Origin of the sequence: Rhodanobacter sp. DHG33, assembly GCF_014843005.1 — a bacterium.
Taxonomy (GTDB): domain Bacteria; phylum Pseudomonadota; class Gammaproteobacteria; order Xanthomonadales; family Rhodanobacteraceae; genus Rhodanobacter_A.
In genome coordinates, this window is the sequence record NZ_JACYXM010000001.1 from 654,794 (window position 1) to 675,956 (window position 21,163).

The 21,163-nt window shown below is 60.3% G+C and carries 18 protein-coding genes; 10 read left to right on the forward strand and 8 right to left on the reverse strand.

Going from position 1 to position 21,163, the window contains the following annotated elements; genetic code table 11:
• The first annotated feature begins 3 nt into the window (after positions 1 to 3).
• The 7 genes from IHE46_RS02840 to arsB all read left to right on the forward strand — a co-directional run bounded on the left by IHE46_RS02840 (position 4) and on the right by arsB (position 7,594).
• Positions 4 to 1,782, forward strand: coding sequence for an ATP-binding protein (locus IHE46_RS02840; RefSeq protein ID WP_225562728.1), 1,779 nt, complete (start codon positions 4 to 6; stop codon positions 1,780 to 1,782).
• Between the two features lie 644 nt (positions 1,783 to 2,426).
• Positions 2,427 to 3,905, forward strand: coding sequence for a multicopper oxidase domain-containing protein (locus IHE46_RS02845; protein ID WP_225562729.1), 1,479 nt, complete (start codon positions 2,427 to 2,429; stop codon positions 3,903 to 3,905).
• Positions 3,902 to 5,128: a chromate efflux transporter gene (gene chrA / locus IHE46_RS02850; protein ID WP_192163076.1), complete on the forward strand. Its 1,227-nt coding sequence runs from the start codon at positions 3,902 to 3,904 to the stop codon at positions 5,126 to 5,128. The genes IHE46_RS02845 and chrA overlap by 4 nt, the downstream gene beginning before the upstream one ends.
• 89 nt (positions 5,129 to 5,217) lie before the next feature.
• On the forward strand, positions 5,218 to 5,559 hold the full coding sequence (locus IHE46_RS02855; RefSeq protein ID WP_192163144.1) for a metalloregulator ArsR/SmtB family transcription factor: 342 nt from the start codon (positions 5,218 to 5,220) through the stop codon (positions 5,557 to 5,559).
• The gene (locus IHE46_RS02860) at positions 5,556 to 6,035 is read left to right on the forward strand and encodes an ArsI/CadI family heavy metal resistance metalloenzyme (protein ID WP_192163077.1); all 480 of its coding nucleotides are present in this window, start codon (positions 5,556 to 5,558) and stop codon (positions 6,033 to 6,035) included. Before IHE46_RS02855 ends, IHE46_RS02860 begins: the two co-directional genes overlap by 4 nt.
• Position 6,036: 1 nt before the next feature.
• Positions 6,037 to 6,543 carry an arsenate reductase ArsC gene (locus IHE46_RS02865; protein WP_192163078.1) on the forward strand — a complete coding sequence of 169 codons (507 nt, stop codon included), beginning with the start codon at positions 6,037 to 6,039 and terminating at the stop codon, positions 6,541 to 6,543.
• Positions 6,533 to 7,594 carry an ACR3 family arsenite efflux transporter gene (gene arsB, locus IHE46_RS02870; RefSeq protein ID WP_192163079.1) on the forward strand — a complete coding sequence of 354 codons (1,062 nt, stop codon included), beginning with the start codon at positions 6,533 to 6,535 and terminating at the stop codon, positions 7,592 to 7,594. Before IHE46_RS02865 ends, arsB begins: the two co-directional genes overlap by 11 nt.
• 35 nt (positions 7,595 to 7,629) lie before the next feature.
• On the opposite strand, the gene asnB is transcribed toward arsB, so the two are convergent.
• The 8 genes from asnB to IHE46_RS02910 all read right to left on the reverse strand — a co-directional run bounded on the left by asnB (position 7,630) and on the right by IHE46_RS02910 (position 16,219).
• A complete protein-coding gene (gene asnB, locus IHE46_RS02875) occupies positions 7,630 to 9,540 on the reverse strand; it encodes an asparagine synthase (glutamine-hydrolyzing) (RefSeq protein WP_225562730.1) in 1,911 nt (636 codons plus the stop codon).
• Positions 9,541 to 9,580: 40 nt separating this feature from the next.
• Positions 9,581 to 11,101 carry a glycosyltransferase family 39 protein gene (locus IHE46_RS02880; protein ID WP_192163081.1) on the reverse strand — a complete coding sequence of 507 codons (1,521 nt, stop codon included), beginning with the start codon at positions 11,099 to 11,101 and terminating at the stop codon, positions 9,581 to 9,583.
• Complete coding sequence (locus tag IHE46_RS02885; RefSeq protein ID WP_225562731.1) at positions 11,098 to 11,415, reverse strand: lipid-A-disaccharide synthase N-terminal domain-containing protein; 318 nt, start codon at positions 11,413 to 11,415, stop codon at positions 11,098 to 11,100. The genes IHE46_RS02880 and IHE46_RS02885 overlap by 4 nt, the downstream gene beginning before the upstream one ends.
• Complete coding sequence (locus IHE46_RS02890; protein ID WP_225562732.1) at positions 11,412 to 11,678, reverse strand: lipid-A-disaccharide synthase N-terminal domain-containing protein; 267 nt, start codon at positions 11,676 to 11,678, stop codon at positions 11,412 to 11,414. The genes IHE46_RS02885 and IHE46_RS02890 overlap by 4 nt, the downstream gene beginning before the upstream one ends.
• 20 nt (positions 11,679 to 11,698) lie before the next feature.
• The gene (locus IHE46_RS02895; RefSeq protein WP_225562733.1) at positions 11,699 to 13,231 is read right to left on the reverse strand and encodes a glycosyltransferase family 39 protein; all 1,533 of its coding nucleotides are present in this window, start codon (positions 13,229 to 13,231) and stop codon (positions 11,699 to 11,701) included.
• A gap of 119 nt (positions 13,232 to 13,350) precedes the next feature.
• Positions 13,351 to 14,439, reverse strand: a complete 1,089-nt coding sequence (locus tag IHE46_RS02900; RefSeq protein ID WP_192163084.1) for a glycosyltransferase family 9 protein — start codon at positions 14,437 to 14,439, stop codon at positions 13,351 to 13,353.
• A 171-nt stretch (positions 14,440 to 14,610) separates the two neighbouring features.
• Positions 14,611 to 15,111 carry a hypothetical protein gene (locus tag IHE46_RS02905; protein ID WP_192163085.1) on the reverse strand — a complete coding sequence of 167 codons (501 nt, stop codon included), beginning with the start codon at positions 15,109 to 15,111 and terminating at the stop codon, positions 14,611 to 14,613.
• A gap of 4 nt (positions 15,112 to 15,115) precedes the next feature.
• Positions 15,116 to 16,219, reverse strand: coding sequence for a porin (locus IHE46_RS02910; protein ID WP_192163086.1), 1,104 nt, complete (start codon positions 16,217 to 16,219; stop codon positions 15,116 to 15,118).
• A gap of 261 nt (positions 16,220 to 16,480) precedes the next feature.
• On the opposite strand from IHE46_RS02910, the gene IHE46_RS02915 reads away from it, so the two are divergent.
• The 3 genes from IHE46_RS02915 to IHE46_RS02925 all read left to right on the forward strand — a co-directional run.
• Positions 16,481 to 18,184, forward strand: coding sequence for an ATP-binding protein (locus tag IHE46_RS02915; RefSeq protein ID WP_192163087.1), 1,704 nt, complete (start codon positions 16,481 to 16,483; stop codon positions 18,182 to 18,184).
• The gene (locus IHE46_RS02920) at positions 18,181 to 19,563 is read left to right on the forward strand and encodes a sigma-54 dependent transcriptional regulator (RefSeq protein WP_192163088.1); all 1,383 of its coding nucleotides are present in this window, start codon (positions 18,181 to 18,183) and stop codon (positions 19,561 to 19,563) included. Before IHE46_RS02915 ends, IHE46_RS02920 begins: the two co-directional genes overlap by 4 nt.
• A 455-nt stretch (positions 19,564 to 20,018) precedes the next feature.
• Positions 20,019 to 21,163: cation:proton antiporter (locus tag IHE46_RS02925; RefSeq protein ID WP_192163089.1), on the forward strand; the 1,145-nt coding region annotated here is incomplete at its 3' end.

Genomic DNA, 21,163 nt, shown 5'->3' on the forward strand with positions numbered 1-21,163 from the left:
GATTTGCGCATCGTATCGGTACAGGCGGCGCGATCGCCCGATGGGACCCGCCCTACGCGAGGCTGGCAAAACGTCACGCTGCCCGATAACTGGGGAACACGCTGGCCCGGCTACAACGGCACAGCGTGGTACCGAATCGACTGGGAAGGCGGATGCGGCAAGGAATCCGTTGCGCTCGGCATCGATGGCATCGCCGACGCCGGCGAGGTATTCGCAAACGACGACATGCTCTGGCACGACGCGTCACTGGCGGAGCCGCTGTCGCGCAGTTGGAATGTGCCGCGCTGGTGGCTGCTGCCCGCATCCGGCCTGCATGCAGGCGTGAACACTATCTGGGTACTCGTCGTCGGCAAGATCGCACTGTCGCCCGGCCTGGGCAGACTGCGACTGGGTGACGCCGCCCGCGTGGCCGCCGCGCAAGATCGAGCCCAATTTCGCCAGCGCACGGTCTACGCCATCAATGCCGTGCTGGCAGGCATGGCAGGCCTGTTGTTCCTGTTGTTATGGGCACTGCGGCCAACGGAACACGCCTATGGCTGGTTCGCGCTGATGTCGCTGTGTTGGCTTGCTTACTTGAGCACTTATCTCGCCGCCTCGCCCTGGCCCTGGACCGACTCCATCTCTCGCGCACGCTTCAGCGTGGTGGCGTTGGTGGGCTATGTCCTGTGCGCCTGCATGTTCACGTTCTCTTTCGGCGCCCAGCGCCTGCCCTGGGCCGAACGCGCGCTTTGGTTGCTCGCTGTCGTTGGCACAGGAGGCGTGCTACTCGCGCCGCCGGGCGCGTTGAACGGCTGGCTCGACAATGTATGGCGAGGGTCGATGTTCGTGTTTCTCGTCAATTGCCTGCAATTCCAATGGCATGCATGGCGACCACGCCCGTCGGTACGCCAGACGACACACCGGCTGTTGGCACTATGTTGGCTGGTGCTTTCGCTGTCTGGGTTGATCGCATTGGGCCTGGCACCTGACGTTTGGGGCGTGGCGCGCGACTGGGCTGCGATCAATGGCCTCGTGACCATCACCCTCGTCATGCTGCTGCTGAGTGGCCAACTGGTGCAGCAGATGCGCATGGTGGAACGTTTCAACCACGAACTGGAACATGGCATCACCAGCGCCCGCGTCGAACTGACCCAGGCTTTGGCTCGTGAACACACGCAGATGTTGGAGCACGCCAAACTGCAGGAGCGCATGCATATCGCCCACGATCTGCATGACGGGCTGGGTAGCAGCCTGGTGCGGAGCATGGCGCTCGTGGAACAAGCGCCAGGACCGCTGGCCAACGATCGTGTGCTGTCGCTGTTCAAGGTTCTGCGCGACGATCTACGCCAGTTGATTGATCACGGCTCCAGCGCCGGCGCCATCGTGCCCGATACGCCCGTGCAATGGGCTGCCCCGCTGCGCCATCGCTTCACGTACATCCTGGATGAAATGGACGTAGCATCCGCCTGGCACATCGCACCTCAATGGCAAGGTCACCCTAGCGCGCTGCAATGCCTTGGCCTGACACGACTGGCGGAAGAAGCCTTGTCCAACGTCATCAAGCACAGTCAGACCTCCCGGGTGGAGGTGGAGGTGCAAACCCAACCTGGCAGACTCACGATGTGTATTTCCGACGAAGGTCGGGGCTTCGATGTCGAAGCCGTGCAGCGCGCAGGCTTGTCGGTCGGCATGCGTAGCATGGCTGCGCGCGCGGAGCGAATGGGCGCAACATTCAAAGTGAGCTCAGGCGCAGACGGGACCGCCGTGACGGTAGCACTGGAGTATCACAGCCCGCAGATGTGATGCTTCCGAGAACGAGGTAGAACCTCCCACGAAATGCAGGGACGACTGTAGGCGCTATGCGCTATCAGTTCCCGAACGCTCGTCAAGCGTCTTGCCATAAGCTGGAACGTCAATCTGGCTGCAGGACGTACCCGAAAGCTTGGCCGTTACGGCCAGATTATGCTTTCAAGAGCAGTACCCGTAACGCGAGCTTATGGACGATTCCGGATTTTCTTGGATTTTAAGATGGCGCCCCGGAGGGAGCCAAATTGAGCAAGAAATTACCATAATTTATAGATAGATGGGTAAAAGTAGAGATTCGAAATGCCCCCATCCATGCCCCCAGACGCTCTTTTGGCAGTGGTTAGGATCCAGAAAATCCCTGAAATTGTGGGCTTTGGACACCACAGGATCATCTCGGACAATGCAAGACTGCGTCTTCGCTTGACACATCTACAAGGCCCCTTCAATTCGAATTGTGCTGCCGTACTCTCGATAACTGATTCATGGGCATTCCCTTGGTACTTTAAGTTCTCGGCCGTGTTACGCGACCAGGATGCCCTGATTGCATCGACTTAAAAGAAGTAACAGAGCTACCAGAAAGTCATGCACTGCATGGTTGATCGACACTCGAAGTAGACACTTTGAACCAAACTAATCTAGCCATGAAACGTCGAGATTTTTTGCAGCTGTCGGGTATGGCGACCTTGGGAGGCACGATCTCGTCGTTGGGTAGATCGTTCACCATGCCAGGATCTACGCTCATCGGGGCGTTAGCTACTCAGCCCGATCACAAGCTTCGGATCGATCGAAGCCTAGTTGAACTCGCTCCCGATCACATTGTTTCCACCACCACCTACAACGGACAATTTCCGGGGCCGCTCCTTCGGCTCACCGAAGGCAAGCCCACTGTACTGGATGTCTACAACGACACCGATGTACCCGAACAGTTGCATTTGCATGGACAGACCGTCTCCGCGGATGTGGATGGCGCGGCGGAAGAAGGCAGTCCCTTCATCCCGCCACACGGCATGCGACGCTTGGCGTTCACACCGGGGCCGTCAGGGCTACGCTTCTATCACACGCATCTAGTAGCCGGCGGCGACCTCACCGCAGGTCAATACAGTGGCCAGGTTGGCACCGTCTACATCGAGCCGCGACAGGACCCTGGTGCGTTCGACCGCGAAGTGTTTCTGGTGCTCAAGGAATTCGACCCGTTCTTCAGCAAGGGCGGCGACATGGCCATGGACTTCTTGCAGCCGAGTGCGCGCGATCCTTTGCTGGAAGAGCGTGGCGAAACCGCCATGAAGAAGTCGCTGGCCAGCGGTGCCGCCCATGGCTACGAAGTGGGCTACCAGGCGTTTGCCATCAATGGGCGCGTGCTGGGCCACGGCGACCCCATCCGCGTGAAGGTGGGCGAACGAGTGATGTTCCACATCGTCAACGGCAGCGCCACCGAGATCCGGAGCCTTGCGCTGCCACAGCACACCTTCAAGGTGGTCGCGCTGGACGGCAACCCCGTACCGCATCCCGTCGAAGTACCCATGCTGTGGCTGGGCACCGCCGAACGCATCAGCGCGATAGTGGAGATGAAACACCCAGGTGTCTGGGTGATGGGCGATCTGGCCGACGATGACCGCGAACACGGCATGGGCATCGTGGTCGAGTATGCCGGGCAGCACGGTAAGCCGCGCTGGGAAAAGCCGAAGCCCTTTGCTTGGGACTACCGCCGGTTCGCCAAGCCTGATGCGCATCCGGCAGAGCCCGACGAAATCTTCGAAATGACGTTTGCCAAGCAGAACGCCGCTCTTGGCGGCTTCAACCGGTGGACGATCAACGATGTCGCCTTCGACATGAAGGCGATGAAACCCCTGTTCCAGTTACACCATGGGCGGCGCTACCGGCTCCGGATGCACAACGCTAGCGACGACATCCACCCAATGCATCTGCACCGTCACAGCTTCGAGATCACCCGCATCGCGGGCCAGCCGACGAGTGGCATCATCAAGGATGTGGCGATGCTGGGCGGTTACCAAAGCATGGATGTGGACTTCACCGCCGACCAACGGGGTCTCTCCCTGTTTCATTGCCACATGCAGCTGCACATGGATTTCGGCTTCATGGCGCTCTTCAATTGCATATGACCCCTTCGACGGCGGACAACGCGCCTGCCCGAACACCGCCCGGCCACCCCCTCGAAGTCGCACGTGTTTTCCTCCGCCTGGGCCTGATGTCCTTCGGCGGCCCCATCGCGCACATCGGCTATTTCCATCGGGAGTTCGTGGAGCGGCGTCGCTGGGTGGATGAGCAACACTTCGGTCAGCTCTTTGCCCTGTGCCAGTTCTTGCCCGGCCCAGCTAGCAGCCAACTGGGATTTTCCATTGGTTTGCTGTGCGCAGGCTGGTTGGGTGCGCTGGCCGCCTTCGTCTGCTTCACGCTGCCGTCGGCGCTCCTGATGTTCGCCTTCGCGGAGGCAAGTAGTCAGATGGCTGGACCTTGGGGCCAGGCGATCATCCACGGTCTCAAGTTGGTCGCCGTGGTCGTCGTAGCGCAAGGCGTGCTGGGTATGGCGCGCACGCTTTGCCCAGATCGACCTCGCGCCTTCATCGCCGCGGCTACCGTCGGGCTCATTGCCCTTAGCTCCAGTGCCTGGATGCAATTGCTGGTGGTTGCAGGCGGCGCGGCGCTTGGCCCGTGGGCCTGTCGCCAGGTCGAGGCGAAGGTGGGAGAAACGTTCGCCCTGCATTACGGCCCCCGCACAGGCGCAGGTTTCCTAGTCGCCTATGGAGCACTCCTGGCCATCGCGCTCTTGGCTACGCCCCTGATGCCACCGATGGGCCAGATTGCCAGCGCCTTCTATCGTGCCGGCGCGCTGGTCTTCGGTGGTGGCCATGTGGTGCTGCCCCTGTTGAAGCAAGCCGTGGTCGATCCGGGCTGGATTACCCCTGATCGCTTCCTTGCAGGTTACGGCGCGGCCCAAACCGTTCCAGGCCCCATGTTCACCCTGTCTGCCTACCTAGGTGGGGCATTGCATGGCGGACAAGGCGGTGCATTGGGTGCCATTGTCAGCTTGCTCGCCATCTTCCTGCCGGGACTGCTCATGGTTTCAGGTGCCTTGCCGTTCTGGCGAACCATGGCGGCTCGGACACAAGCTATTCGGATGCTCGCCGGCGTGAACGCCGCCGTGGTCGGCCTGCTGGCCTTCGCTCTCTACAACCCGGTATGGGTCAGTGCTATTCAAGGTGGCAAGGATTTCGCCATTGCGCTGATCGCCTTCGTTGGACTCATAGTAGGCAAATGGCCGCCGCTACTGGCGGTTGCATGGTGCGTGGTCACGTCCCTGATCTGCGTCCTGTCGAGTACGTAGTTGTAGCGTGGCTACTCAATGCCCGCGTGCGAAGGGGGCACGTTTCATGGGGCTTGATCCAAAGTGAATATTTCTATTATTCTGGAAATATGAAATCGAAAAATGCCCTGGAATGTCTCAATGCCCTGGCTCATGAGCATCGTCTGACCTTGTTCCGCCTGCTGGTTCAAGCGGGAGACGAAGGTATGGCCGTTGGCGAGTTGGTGGACGCTACGGGTATGGCTGGCGCCACGCTGACCAATCACCTGAACATCTTGCGCCGTGCGGGCATGGTCACGGATGAGCGTCGCGGTCGAGTTATCCAATGCCGAGCCAACTACCCCCAGATGAATGCGTTGCTCGGGTTCCTTACCGAGAACTGCTGCGCTGGTTCGTCTGGAGCAGCCTGTTCTCCCGCTTCTACCTGCAAACCCAAACGGAGGACGCCATGAAACGCTTCCATGCTCATGTGAATGTCGACAACCTGGCCGACAGCATCCGCTTCTACACCACGTTGTTTGGTGCCACGCCCAGCGTGACCAAACCCGACTATGCCAAGTGGATGCTGGACGATCCGCGTGTGAACTTCGCCATTTCCCAGCGAGGCCGGCCCGCCGGCGTTGACCACCTTGGGATACAGGCGGAAGACGAAATGGAACTGACCGCGATGGGTGAACGGTTGTTGCAGGCTGATGCCGTGGCCCTGGCAGAGAAGGCCACCACCTGTTGCTACGCGCACTCGGACAAGTTCTGGACAGAGGATCCGCAAGGCGTGCGGTGGGAGACGTTCCACACCCTCGGCGATGCCACGACCTACACCAGCGTTTTCACGGATACCACGGCCTCCGCGAATACCTGCTGTGGCCCAGCGGCTGCTGCCTCTTCCCCGAAAACCTATGGCCCCACGTCGGCCGGGGCGTGCTGCTGATATGTCCTCCCAACCGTTCAATGTCCTTTTTCTATGCACGGGCAACAGCGCGCGCAGTGTGATGGCCGAAGCCCTGCTCAATGTCTTGGACCAGGGGCATTTCAAGGCTTACAGCGCCGGCAGTTTTCCGAGTGGCAAGGTGCAACCCATGGCGGCCAAGTTGGCCGAAGCCTTCGGCTATCACGAGCCATTGCGCAGCAAGAGTTGGGATGAGTTTTCGGCGCCAGACGCGCCGAAAATGGATTTCATCATCACCGTCTGCGACAACGCAGCCGGTGAGGTGTGCCCGATTTGGCCGGGGCAACCTGTCACCGCGCATTGGGGCGTGCCAGATCCCGTTGCTGCTGATGGAACCGAGGAGGTTCGGCAGCGTGCTTTTCAAACCGCGTGGATGATGCTGCGCCGACGTGTGGAACTGCTGCTTGCCCTGCCAGTGGAAAAGCTCGACCGCATCGCCATCCAAAAGGAGTTGCGCGCCATCGGGCAACAGGGCACTCATGAGCACTGAGGCCCTCGCCCCCATGGGGTTGTTCGCACGCTACCTGAGCCTTTGGGTCGCGCTATGTATCGTCGCCGGCATTGTGTTGGGCCATGCCTTTCCGGGAGCCTTTCAAGTCCTGGCGTCCTGGGAAGTTCAACGCATCAACCTGCCGGTGGCGGCATTGGTATGGTTGATGATCGTGCCGATGCTCCTGAAAGTGGATTTTGCCCAGTTGTCCGGCGTCCGCCGACAAACCCGAGGGATTGGCATCACGCTCCTGGTGAACTGGGCCATCAAACCGTTCTCCATGGCCGTGCTGGGGTGGCTCTTCGTGCGGCATGTGTTTGCCGCATGGCTGCCCGCCGATCAGCAAGATGCCTACATGGCCGGCTTGATTCTGCTGGCGGCGGCGCCATGCACTGCGATGGTGTTCGTTTGGTCTCGCCTGTGTGGGGGAGAACCCAACTTCACACTGGCGCAGGTGGCACTCAATGACACGATCATGATCGTGGCTTTTGCGCCCATCGTGGCGTTGCTGTTGGGGGTGGCTTCTATCATGGTGCCTTGGGGCACATTACTGCTGTCCGTATTGCTCTACATCGTTGTGCCGGTGGTGTTGGCCCAGCTCTGGCGGCGACAGTTGTTGCGCCAAGGAGGGCACGGTGCTTTTGACGCTACGCTATGCCGGATTGACCCTTGGTCAATGGGAGCACTGCTGACCACGTTGGTGTTGTTGTTCGGTTTCCAGGGCGAGGCCATCGTGGCCCAGCCCGTGGTGATTTTGCTGCTGGCCGTGCCCATCGTGGTGCAGGTGTATCTCAACGCGGGTATTGCTTACGGTCTCAGCCGTTGGGCGCGAGTGCCCCATTGTGTGGCTGGCCCGGCTGCGCTCATCGGCGCCAGCAACTTCTTTGAGCTGGCCGTGGCAACGGCAATCAGCATCTTCGGTTTGCGCTCTGGTGCTGCTCTTGCCACTGTGGTCGGTGTGCTGGTGGAAGTGCCCGTAATGCTATCGGTTGTCCAGTTGGTGCGGCGCACGGCACCATGGTTTGCCCAAGACTTAACCCACAACACGTGAGTTGATTGATCTGGCTTCACCAGAAGGGGTTATTGCTAAAAGGAAGACGCACACAAGAGTGCGGGTTGCAGCAATAGGTCATACGTCGAAAGAGTGTTGTTTCGCATCTCTGCAGTCCATTCCAGCCATTCGGACAGCACGATGAGATTCCACAAGCCGCGTGCGTGATCATTTCGCCGCTGTATGTGTTCTTCCATCAATGCCAGGGCCGCATCGACCTGTATACCAGCGTCGCTTAGAGCCTTGCTCGACAGCTTGTCCATTGCCCAGCAGCGAAGAGGCCCGCGTAGCCATGGCCCGAGCGGGACGGAGAGGCCGCGCTTCCGACGTTCGATGATTTCCGCGGGCAGATAGCGGCGCGCATAGTCCTTGAGGAAAGCCTTGGTGCGCAGCCGCTTGATCCTGGCGTCCGCCGGCAGCGTGCTGGCGTATTCGATCACCGTGCGATCGAGGAACGGTGCCCGGATCTCCACGCCATGGCACATCCCGCCGCGATCGGCCTTGGCCATCAAGGCGTCTGGCAACGATTGACCGAAATCGTGGTTCTGGACCAGGTCGAGTAGCGACAGCTCGCTGTGGTCGATCTGGTCCAGCGGGTGGTCCATGCCCAGTCGCCGGATCCAGTCCGGTGACAGGTTTGCGTTCCAGAGCAGGTGCCGCGTCAGGCCGTCGTGTTCCTGTCCGTCGACGAACTTCTTGAGCAGGAAGGAGAGCGCCATCTTCTTGTCGCTGACGGGAAGTGCGGTGACAAGGCTCCGAATGGTCTTGCGCACGGTTGCCGGCAACCTGCCGTATTGCGACGACCACAATGCGCCAAGATAAGTCGGGTAGCCGCCGAACAACTCGTCCGCGCCTTCACCGGCCAGCAGCATCTTGACGTCGCAGGACGCACGTTCGGTTACCAGGAACAGCGGGAGCCACGCGGGATCGGCCAGCGGCTCCCCGGTGGTGCGGATGAGATGCCTGAGCATCTGCGGCACCTGCGCTGCGCCCAGCGTGACCGTGGCGAGCGGGCAGTCGTACCGGCCGGCGACGGTTTGCGCGCCGCTTGCTTCATCGAAGGAACTTTCCTCGAAGCGGATGCAATAGGCCTTGAGCCGGTGCGCAGGGCGTACCTGGCGCGCCACGGCCGTGATGAGGGACGAATCCAGGCCGCCACTGAGCAGTACGCCGTAATCTACGTCGACGTCAGTCTGTCGCACGATCGCGTTGCGGAAAACCGCATCGAATGTGGATGCGCTGGGCAGAGCGGTCGGTTTCCTGCCGATGGGTGACGTCCAGTAACGCATATAACGCGTCTTGTTTCTCTCCTGCACGATCATCTCGCCGGGACATACCTTGAACCGCCGGACGAACGGTGTCCGTGGCGACGGGCAATAGCCCGACCGCAGGTAGTAGGCCAGCGATTGCCGATCCACTTCCGTATCCGCCGGCGCGGCAATCTGCAGGGCCGCCAGTTCGGAAGCGAACCAGAGGCCTTGCGTGGACGTGGCGTAGTAGAGATGCCTTTCCCCAGTACGATCCCGGGCAAGGATGAGGCGCCTTTGGCGGGGATCCCACAACGCCAGCGCGAACACGCCGTCGAGATGTTCGAGGAAGCTAAGGCCTTTCTCAAGGTAGAGCGGCGCGATGACGGCGATGTCGCTGCCTGATTCGATCGTATGGCCGTGCACGGCGAGCGAGGCGCGCAGGGTACGGTGATTGTCGATTTCGCCATTACAGATCACGACTACGCCGGAGGCATGCACGAACAGCGGTGGCTGTACACGATCGACTCCACGAATCGCGAGTCGATTGGCACCCATGGCGATGTTCTCGGCGCTGTATTCGGCCTGCCCATCGGGTCCGCGATGGCGCATTGCCGAAAGCATGGCCTGCACCTGGTGCACGATCGCATCCGGTGAGCCTTCCTGGTGGTTCATTAAGACGCCGCCAATACCGCACATACTGATCTTTCCCGATGGGTTGGGGAGGAGTTCGGCTGCTTCAAATGCCCACGACGAACAACAAATCCTTGCGCCATGCGCCGACGGGCGTGGCGGACGCGCGGCAATGGACCAATGCGTCTTCAAGGTCTTTGCGGGTGATGGTGTGGTCGACCAGAAGCAACGACCGGCCCTGCGCCTTGATGGCCGAACAGATCTGCGCGGCGGCGTCCGCGTCCATCCAACGAACGCCGTAGACGGGCTTGCTGAGATAGAGACGCATACCCCATGGCGTCTGCTCCTCGATGGCATAGCTGTCGGTGGCTTTTTCCACGAATATGAGTGCGTGGTAGTCGGTGCCAGCGGCTGTCGCCACCTGTCGCGCGCCCGCGCCATCGTCGATATCCGCGCCGTAGCCGTAAGCGGGCAAAGCCTTGATCGCGAGCAAGACCACTACCCACGCTGCCAGCAGAAGCGTGTTTCGGCGGAGCGAGAGGTCGAACGTCGGTGCCATGCACGATGCCACGAGTAAGGCCAATGGCAGGAATAGCGGCAGCAGGTACAACGGCAGTCGGGATTTCGCCACGCAGAAAATCACGAAGGGAATGACGAACCACAGCAGCAGGAACAGTTGGACCGAACGCGCCTCGCGCCATGTCCTCCATGACGAAGGGCTTGCCGCAGCTTTAACCGCGTGCATGGCGCCGCGCCACCACGGCAAGCTGCCGAACACCAGCACGGGGGCGTAGACCAGAAACCAGCCAAAAGCCCCCGAATGGCGCACGTACATGTGCGTGAAGATGCGTCCGTAAACCTCGTCGTGGATGAAGTAATGCAGCAACCACGGGTATCGGGAAATCGCCAGGGCATACCAGGTGAAGCCCACTGCCAGGAACAGAAGCAGGCCAGTGGGGGCAAACAGGCGCCCCACGGCACGCCAGTCGTCGCACAGCGCAGTGAACGCGATGATCGCCAGCAGCGGCAGCAGGCCGGGCGGGCCCTTGACGAGGAAGGCAAGGCCGAATCCGAGCCACATCAGCCAGTGACCGCGGCGTGCCTGCAACGCGGAATCGGGCCACGCGTACATCATGAAGCCGAGCACGGCGAGGCCCTCGGCAAGGGTCAGCAACACGTCGGTGCTGATGATGTTGGAAGCGAGGAAGCCGAACACGGAGGTGGCATATACCAGCGGCGCAAGCCACGGCCTGTCGGGACACGCCTTGCGCCCCATCGCGAAGAGCACCAGCAGCGTGGCGAGGTAGGCCAGCGCATAAGGCAACCGGGCCGCCCAGACATTGCGCCCGAAAAGCTGCATGGATCCGGCGATGACCCAATACGTCAGCGGCGGCTTGGAGAAGTTGAGCTCCGCCGGACTGTAGGCCGGCGCCATGTAGTTGCCGGAGTCCATCATCTGCAGCGCGGCGTCCACATAGCGCCCTTCGTCCGGCCCCCACAATCCGCGCGAACCCTGGAAAGCGAAGCCGAGCAGGATGCCCAGCGCCACTATCCACAGCCATGCCCGCGATGCTCGCAACGAACCGGCGCCCCGATCGGCGGCATGGGTGCCCGTGCTGCCGGTCATGGCGCTTCTCCATGGGCAGAGCGGTTTTCGCCCGCGGTCTTGGCTGGCACTTTGCGGCTGACCAGTTGCAGATTCCGGCAGAAGATCATCAGCGTCATGGCCTCGCCGGAAATGAAGACCGGATCGCGGCGGTGGATGGCATAGGAAAGGATCAATACGCCGGCGACGACGCTGATCTGCCAGAACATGCGCGGGAAACGGCTCTTGCCGAGGATCTCGCTGTGCAGCCACTGCACGACGAAGCGCGCTCCGAAAAGCGTTTGTCCCAGCAGCCCGATCCCCAGCCAGACGGATTGCGCATCCATGTGGATCATCGCGCCGCCTCCGCGATATCCGCGCGCATTTCGCGCCGACGCAACTGGATGTTGCGGCAATACACGAGCAGACCGGCGGCCTGCGCGACGATGAACACCGGGTCGTGCCGTTCGATGGCATAGGCAAGCAGCCCGACACTGCCCACGGCGCTCGCATACCAAAACGACATCGGGATGCTGCTCTCGCGTCGCCATTCGCTGTAGATCCATTGCATGAAGAAGCGCCCCGAGAAAACCAGCTGGCTCCCCATGCCGATGACCATCCACAAGGTGCCGGCACTAGTCACAGATCCTCCTGCGGCAGGGCTTTTGCCAGCGCCGGTGCAGGCCATATGGCCAGCGAGATGCCGCGGAACGGATGGATGTAGATCGCCTGGTCGTAATCCGCCTGGCTCAGTCGTTTCGGATAGACGATGACGAGTCCGTCGGCATGCTCGCCCGACCATGCCCGCAATGAACTTGCGCTGTGCAACTGCTCGACGGGTTGGGTCAAGCGGCCAAGAAAGGTGTATTGGCCATCGTTTGATTCGAAGCTGGCCACGGGCCGGTTTTCGCTTTGCGCCTTGGCCACCAGGTGGCTGACGGGAGCGAAGTCATAAGCCGGCCATAATGTGAGGCTGAAGAGGCCATTCGCCGCTACGGCCGCTGCGAGTCCCGCGCCCGCCACGCGATAAAGTTCACCCTTGCGAAATGCGACCAAAAGCAGGGCGAGCAGCAGATAAAACACGCCGAATGGCAGGCTGTGGGAGGCCATGACGGTATATAGCGGATCGGACAGCGCATGGCCGGCAATGAGCGCATCCAACCCGATCAGGACCAGTCCCGAAGCCGCAAACAGCGCGGCCAGCGGCCAGGGCGATAGCCAGCGACTGTTTGCCGCTTCCGATGCATCGGCGCGGATGAGGGCAACCGCCATCAACATCGCCAGGCCGGCGAACTCAGGCAGCAGGTAGTAGGGCTGTTTGCCGCTGATCAGCGAAAAACCCAGCAGCACCGGAACCAGCCAAGCAAGGAGAAAGCGTACGCCCGGCTCTAGTGGCAGGCGCCATCGCAGCAATGCGAACCAAATGCGTGGCCAAAGCGCGAATGGAAAAGCCAGCACGGGAAGCAGCGGCAAATACCACCAAAACGGGTGTGCGTGGGCGAAGGCATCAACCACGCGCCCAGCGGTCTGGTGCACCAGCAGCATGCGCTGATAGGCGTTGCCGCCGACCCACGCTGCCGATAGGGCCCACGCGAGCAGTACGGTGCAAGCCGCCAGAAAGGAAAGGCCGCCACGGCAGTACCAATGCCGGCGTTCGCGTCGCGCCCATTCGCTCCACAGCGGGCCAAGCAGCCAGGGCACGCCCGCATGCAACAACAGCACGGGGCCCTTGGTCAGTAGGCCAAGGCTGAGGGCGAGCGAGAATCCGCCGAAGCGCGGGGCCTTTCCGTGCGCGGCCGGCGCCAGGCACAACATGGCTGCCAGCACGCAGTCGGCCAACTGCACTTCGTACATGACCTGCAAGCCGAACAGGAACCCGTACGTGAAAGCCGAGAGGATCCAGGCGGTGGCATGCGCGATACGTATCTCTTGCGGAAAGAGGTGGCGCGCCAAACGCCATGCGAGCAGCAACTGGAAGGCGCCTAGCAAGACCTCCAGCAAGCGAGGCCAGACATCATTGACGCCCGCTACGGCCCAACCCAGCTGAATAAGCCATAGCAGCAGCGGCGGTTTGTCACTGTAAGGAAGACCGTTGAGGTACGGAACAAGAATGCTGTGGTGAAGCCACATCTCCCACGCCACGGACAAAGTCCGTGTCGAATACATGGGCATGGGGCCGTGCTGAAATATGGCAACCAGCGCAGCGCCCCCCCAGAGTGGCAACCAAAGGTAAGGAAAAAATCGCGGGAGCGAATCGCGCGAAAATCGGCGATTTGATGCGCGCAACTGAATCATGGCGTCGACGCTTGCCGTACGGAGAAGTCGTCATGACGCGTGGGAATGGGGACGTCTGTTTCACGTCCCAGCAACTGGGAATAGTTTTCTACCACCCGGCAGGCCACTTGGCGCGCTGTAAGGCCAGGGGTCCGGAGTGGGTAGTTGCCCTGTCCGTAAGGGGCATAAACGGATGCATCGGTAACGCAGAACATGCCAATGGTCGCCGTCCGGGACGCCACAGCGAGATGCATGACGCCACAGTCGGCAGTGATCATGAGATCGACGCTTGCCATCACCGCGCCCATGCGGCGGATGTCCGACGAATAATAAGCAGGCCATTCCGCACCAAGCATGGAGCGACCATGCATCGGAATCAGCTCGACGATGCTTGCCGTCGGGCTGAGCAACTTGAAGGTGTCAATGAATTCCCGCCACCACGACATGGGATATCGCTTGTCACCCGTGGCGTTGGCGAATACGCCAACTACTGGAGGCGATGTGGTCTGCCGCGATTCGGACAACAACTGGTTGATGGCGCGACGTCCGCTGTCAACTTCCAAATCGGTCAGCCGGATGTCGAGCGTCGGCATACTGTCGTGATAGGTGGTTTCAAGTGCCAAAGCCCAACGCAAAAGATTCACCGGTCGCTTGGCCATGTGTTGCCCCGCGACAATCGTCGGGGCTGCATGGGTCAAGCCGCTACGTTTTGGGTCGTCGCTGAAACCAAGCTTGTATGTGCCGCGTAGCAGGCGTGTCAGCGCCCTGCTAAAGCCCGATCCGATGCAAGGGTCGATGATGAGGTCGTACTGTGTTTCGCGCACACGCCGAATCAATCGTAGGAAGGGAAACGGATGCTTGAAACCACGCTTGGGCAGGCAATACACGTTCTGCACACTGAAGAAGCTGGCAAAAATCTCTTTTGCGATGCCGCCTTCCGAAATCACATCGATTTCTGCGCCCTTGTAGTGCCGCTCAAGCTCGCTGATCAGTGGCGTCAGAAGAACGGTGTTGCCGAGGCGATGGTTAGGTCGACAAATCAGGACGCGGAAGATGCCCTTGCGCGGAAGAGGGGTATCGCAGCGAGGTATCGAAATCTGATTCAAGCGGCACCAACTCAGGAGTGGATGGGACGGATGCTGTCGCTTCGCGAAGAGCGAATTCCGTGCCATGAGCACAACTGATTGATGCGTAGGGGAAAGCCAGTTTTCTGCACTAGCTTGTCTGCATGCAGACTGCAAAATTTGTCTGCAAGAATTTGCAGATCAATACCTGCTTCAGGGTGAAGTGCGATGCTCTGGGCACACCAGCAGTTCATTGCCTGGCTTGGATGGAAGCGTGATGGTCATCACCGTGCGCACCGATGCATTCACTTGGCATGCGGCTACATAGCCAATGGCGCCTGGTGTCTTCGCCACGAATTGGACTACGGCATCAGGTGAGGCAAGCACGTAGGGCGGACTCACACCCTGGAAGTACTGCTTGTCCCAGTAATCTTGGAGCTGACCATCGCCCATGTGCAGGACTGTATGTGTGAACGCTTCGCGTAGCGGATCACCGCTTGGAAGGTTGACAGGTGTGAGCCGCTGCCCGCGGTCATCCACGAAGATCCTCTTCAGGTAGATATTGCGCAGCGTGTCCTGGTTGAGCGTGAGTTGAGGTGTGGCGATCGCAGTAATGATGGCCATCTGCGATGACGCCGCCCAGGTCACTGAGGCGAATGCCGGCAGACCTCCCATGGCCAGCCATACCAACCATTGTCGGATGCGTCCGCGCATGGTTTCAGAACAGGACGGCAACGGAAGCCAGCCACCCGGTGGGGGCTAGCAACAGGTTGTGCGTGCCATCGCGGTATTCGACTTTAAGGACGACGCCTTCGATCGGCTTGAAGTTGATGGCCGTGGTGCGGATGGTGGTGGTTCGCTCAGGTGTCGAAGAGCGATACCGTTCGTAGCGTTCTATGAAGTAGAAGCGGCGCCACAACGGTATCTCTGTCTGCAAGAATCCGCCGCGTTCGTCGGGGCGATTGTCCGTGCTTCTGCGATAGATTGCCTCGCCGGTGAAGCCGATGTAGTGCGTGGTCCAATTGAAATCGAGGCCACTCAGGAAGTACTTGTCACGAGGGGATTCCAGCTCGTAGCTGAGGGCGGATGCACCGATGCTCAGCGAGTCCCCGAACAGGTGGTACAACACCCTGCCGCCGAATGCCTGTCGAAAATTGTTCTGCAGCGTTTCCGTTGTGCCGAAATTGGTGTAAGCATTGTCTTGGTCGTCGCCAATGCGGAGGTTCTTGGTGTCGTCGGCGAATACCCAGTAATCAAGATCGTTCCCATGCACGGGAACGGTGCCGAACATCATGGCTCCTGTGGCATGGAGCGCGAAGGCTGCCGATGTCGAAAGCGGTCGCGATATCGTCCAGGTCAACGGGTCGGCATGGACCAGATTCCATTCACCAACGGGAGTGAGAAACTTGCCGAAACGGAAGTTGACGTATGGATTCGCGTGGTAGTCGACATACAGGCGCTCAATATCCAGTTCGGCATCATCGACGTCGGTTCGGCCCCTGCCGGTTACCGGATTAGCGGCATCAATTTCGGTAAACAACTGCCATTGTGTGCCGATGTCCTGGGTCAGGAACAAGCTGAAATCGTGGACGTCGTAACTGGACTTGGTGCGCTGGACGTCATAGAAGTTGAAGTCGGTATAGCCGCCTATCCGCAGCCCCATGCCGGGAAAGTAGAGGCCTTGGCCCAGCGTGTAGGGAGCCGTTTGCCATACGCTGCTTGCGCCGTCGCTATCAGTCGCCGCGGCTGTCGATGCGTATGCCAGCCCAAACAGCAGGGTGGCCACACCGTGGCGCAAAAAACGGCACAGGTACCTGTTCATGGAGATGCTACCGGCAAGTGCATGGAGCGGGGCCGGCATGCGTGGGCCATGTCGGCGAGTAGACAAAAGCTCTAGGTGACCGTTTCCCCACGATGAATCGGCGCACCCCCGAATTCTGCGACACTGAGGCAGGAGATCGCAAAGCGGCGCCTCGTGGTCATGGGCGCTTCTGTACCCCCACCACGCGACGGCATTCACTTGACGATACGAGCGGCCCTCTTTCGCCTGTTATTTTGGACCCTGCTAGGCACGGTACTGGTCGTGGGTGCGCTGTCGTTCTATCAATTTCGTGCTGCGCTCAGTACGGAGATCGCCGCAAACCTCCGGTTTGGTGCCAGCACTATCATGCAGCGTATCGACACCCTGCTGTTCTCGCACATCGAGAACATGCGTGTGTGGAGCGGGCTGGAAGTCATGCAGGACATTCGCGTCAATGACGTGGATAAGCGCCTGTCGCACTTCCTTGCGGATCTGCACGCGGGGCAGGGAAGCGCCTACACGGCCCTGTTGTGCACGGACGAGCGGGGCCGCGTGGTCGCAGCCAGTCAAGCCGCGTATATCGGCACCATGGCACCTGTCGCCAAATCCTGGCAGGCCATTCCGGGCAGCCGGCTCGGCGGCGTGAGCCTGGCGCGGGTTCATGATGCTGATGGCGACACGACCATTTTGCGTACCGCGATCCCCAATGCCTTCGGCGAAGGTAGTCTCGGCTATCTCTATGCCGTGCTCGATCGGCATGTCGTTCAGCAGTTGCTGGATGATGCCGTCAACCATGGGCCACGGAGCCTGTTGCTGCTGGACCAGAATGGCCACGTGATCGCGGCGTCGGCGGCACTGCGTGCACGCATCGATGTGGATCGGCTGACACTGAACTGGCGTTTACCAGATCAAGGTGTCGTGTCCTACGTGCGTGATGGCAACGCATTGGGCTATGGCACAGTGCTTGTTGGCGTGGCGAAGTCCGAAGGCTATCAGCAGTTCCAGGGACTGGGTTGGCGCATCGTAATGGTTGAACCTACCACCGTGTCCTTCGGACCGATCTGGCGCCTGCTTTGGGCCATGCTGGCGGTCCTCGTGCTGACCCTTATGGCCGGCCTGTGGATCTCTTCGCACCTGGCCCACCGCATCGCGCTGCCAATCATGACCCTGACAGACTTCACGCGTAGCTTCCGGCAACGCGATGTGGCCCTGGCGCCATTACCAACCACCAACATCTTGGAGGTCCAGGAGCTGCACCGCGCTTATGCGGAGATGATCGATGACCTGGCAAAGTCGCGCGAGCAGGTTGTGCGCGCAGGCAAACTCGCGGTCGTGGGCGAAATGGCCGCGATCATGGCGCACGAAGTGCGCACGCCACTCGGCATCTTGCGCAATTCTGCGCAATTGTTGCAGCGGCAGCCCGAACTGGGTGAGCGCGAACATGAACTGATCGGCTTCATCTTTAGCGAGACTGAACGACTCAATCGCCTGGTGACCTTGCTCCTCGAATGCGCGCGCCCGACGCAGCCGGATTTCAGGCCGCACGACTTACACGCGATTATCGACAGCGTACTGAACTTGTTGGCATCACGCGCCGAGAAGTCTGGCGTCTCGCTTTCGTGCAGCTTTGCCGAGCCCGAGCTGATCTTTCTGTGCGACCGGGAGCAGATTATGCAGGTGCTGCTCAACTTGGTGTTGAATGCCCTCGCGTTCGTCGGAGACCGCGGTTGCGTGCAGATCGCGACACGGCTGGATGGCTCGGTATTACATGTCTCCGTGATGGACGATGGCCCTGGCGTACCGCCGGCGCTTCGGCAAGCTATCTTCGATCCCTTTTTTAGTCGCCGAGAAGGCGGTATCGGTCTCGGCCTTACCATCGTGCAGCAGGTCGTGCATGTGCATGGCGGCGAGGTCGTTGTGGGTGAGAGCCCATGGGGAGGGGCTTCCTTCAACCTCACCTTCGCAGTAAACGGACTGGATCGATGAACACCAAGCGCATCCTTATAGTGGACAACGAAGCCAAGATGCGGCGCATCCTGGAGCTTTCGCTCAAGGCTATGGGGCATATCGTCTCTGAGGCCAGCGATGGGGTGGTGGCACTGTCCATCATCGAAAAGCAATCTATCGATCTGGTGCTGACTGATTTGCGCATGCCACGTATGGACGGCATCGGCTTGCTCGCTGCATTACGCGAGCGGGGTATGGATGTTCCTATCATCGTAATGACTGCCTATGGCACCATCGAAACGGCTGTTCAGGCCATGAAGCTTGGGGCCATCGATTACATCATCCGTCCATTCGAAATGGAGACCGTCGAGATGGCGGTCACTCGGGCGCTGGCCATGCAGGCTGTGCAACGCGAGAACACCTTCCTACGCGAGGAGGTTTCGCGTGGTTGGGGCGCCTTCATCGGAACGAGTGCTGCGATGCAATCGCTCTACGAGTTGATCCGCCAAGTGGCGCCGACGCGTAGCAATGCTTTCATTGTCGGAGATACCGGCACAGGCAAGGAACTGGTGGCTCGCGCCATTCATGAGGCATCCGGTCGCAAGGGCTTATTCGTGCCGATCAACTGTGCGGCCATCCCGGCGGAGCTTCTTGAAAGCGAGCTTTTTGGGCACGTCAAAGGTGCGTTTACTGGTGCTGTACGCGATCGCGTCGGTAAATGCGAACTGGCCAGTGGGGGCACGATCTTTCTTGACGAAATCACCGAAATGCCGGCGAACCTGCAGGTCAAGCTGCTGCGTATGCTGCAGGAGGGAAGCATCGAAAGAGTCGGCGCAAATGGGGCAACTCCGGTGGATATCCGCGTCGTTTCTGCCACCAATCGTGACCTACACCAAGCGGTGGAAAGCGGTGCCTTGAGGCGGGATTTGTATTTTCGCCTCAACGTCGTGCGTGTTGATGTACCAAAGCTGCAGGATCGCCAAGGCGACATCGCATTGCTGGCCAATCACTTTCTGCACAAGCATGCCCTGGGACTGGGGCGTGCTACCCCTCGTCTAGGTTCACACGTGCTGCAACGCCTCGAAGCTTATGAGTGGCCTGGCAATGTGCGCGAGCTTGAGAACATCATGGAGCGCGCCGTTGTTCTCTGCCGTGGGGAAGAAATCACATTGGATCAACTGCCAGTAGAATTGTCCCATGAATCACTCAGACACTCTTTGTCGTCGGTCGCAACCACTGATAACACTTTCACTGATTGTTCTCTCGATCTGAAAGCTCAAGTTGAAAGCCTTGAGTGTCAGATCATCAAAGCAGCGCTGGAGCGCAGTGCTAACAACAAGGCAGTTGCATCTCGCTTGCTTGGCATCAGCGAGAGAACGCTTTGGTACAAGCTAAAGGCGTATAGAGTAGATAACTAGATTTCGTCATCGAACAGAATCCCATGACTCTTGAGCGGATGCGCCCGAACGCTGGAATGGGCTTCTCCCGTCTCGCATGCGTTATACGTGGCTGAAGGATTTTTCAGTGACTCGTGCATCCTACCCTCTCCGTCATATGTAGTAATTAGATCCATGATCTACATAGATTTTTATGGACAATTGACGGTCGACGTGCCATTCCGCGTACCAGCTGCCGTTACTTGTGGTTGTTATTTGTTGTACCTGCATCGTCGCGAGAAATTTTCAATACGAGGAGGGCATTGCTCACGGGCTATCTGCAGCCTTTGTTGAGGTGCTGATGACACCATCGTTGATGGTCGTCGTAAGGGACAAGGTGACTATGTAACTTCATGGGTGAAGACGTAAGGTCACTCCGATCATTACCTGTATGTCCATATGTAGCATGCGGGTCGGTATTCGCCTGGACTTATTGCATGTATCACACCAGCGACATCCTGCTTACCTTGTTCATCGTGTTCGTCGCCGCGCAGATCGGCGGCGAGGTCGCCCAGCGGCTGAAGTTGCCCGGCGTGGTGGGCGAGATCGCCGCAGGCTGCGTGGTCGGCCCTTCCCTGCTCGGCTGGATCACGCCGGACCAGGTCGCCACCGGCACGCCGCTGGACGTGCTGGCCGAAATCGGCGTGGTGCTGCTGCTGTTCTCGGTGGGCCTGGAAACGCGGCTGGACGATTTGAAGAAGGTCGGCAGGACCGCACTGCTGGTCGGCGTAGTCGGCGTGCTGGTGCCCTTCGGCATGGGTGCGCTATGGGCGCACGGCAGCGGCTTCGACTGGGACAAGTCCATGTTCGTGGCCGCCGCCTTCGTGGCCACCTCGGCCGGCATCACCGCCCGCGTGCTGCAGGAATTGGGAGCGCTGCAGCGGATGGAGAGCAAGGTGATCCTGGGCGCCGCGGTGATCGACGACATCCTCGCCATGCTGCTGCTCGGCGTGGTGGTTTCGATGCAGGGCGGCGATGGCTTCGATCCCGGCCACCTGCTCGTGGTGCTGGGCGAGGCGGCCGGTTTCATCGTGGTGATCGGCTGGGGCGGCGCGCGGATGATGCGCCGGAACTCCGACTGGCTGGAGAAGCCACGTCACACGCAATCGCCCCTGCTGATTGCGCTGGCGCTCTGCCTCGGCCTCGCCTATGTCTCCACCCTGTTCGGCCTCGCGGCGATCATCGGCGCCTTCCTCGCCGGCATGATCGCCTCCGAAACCCGCCAGCAGCACATGCTGGAGCAGCAGAGCCAGCCGCTGCTGGCGCTGCTCACGCCGTTCTTCTTCGTGGTCACGGGCAGCAAGATCGACCTGCACGAACTGGCCAGTGCCGATGCGCTGTGGATGCTGCTGGTCGTCACGGTGATCGCCATCCTCTCCAAGCTGCTCGGTGGCGGCTTGGGCGCGCTTGCATTGGGCAAGCGCAGCGCGGCCATCGTGGGTTTCGGCATGGTGCCGCGCGGCGAAGTGGGCGTGGTGATCGCCAGCCTCGGCCTCGCCGCCGGCGTGTTCAACAACCGCGTCTACGCGATCATCGTGGCGATGTCCCTGCTGACCGCGATGGTGACGCCGCCGGTGCTGGC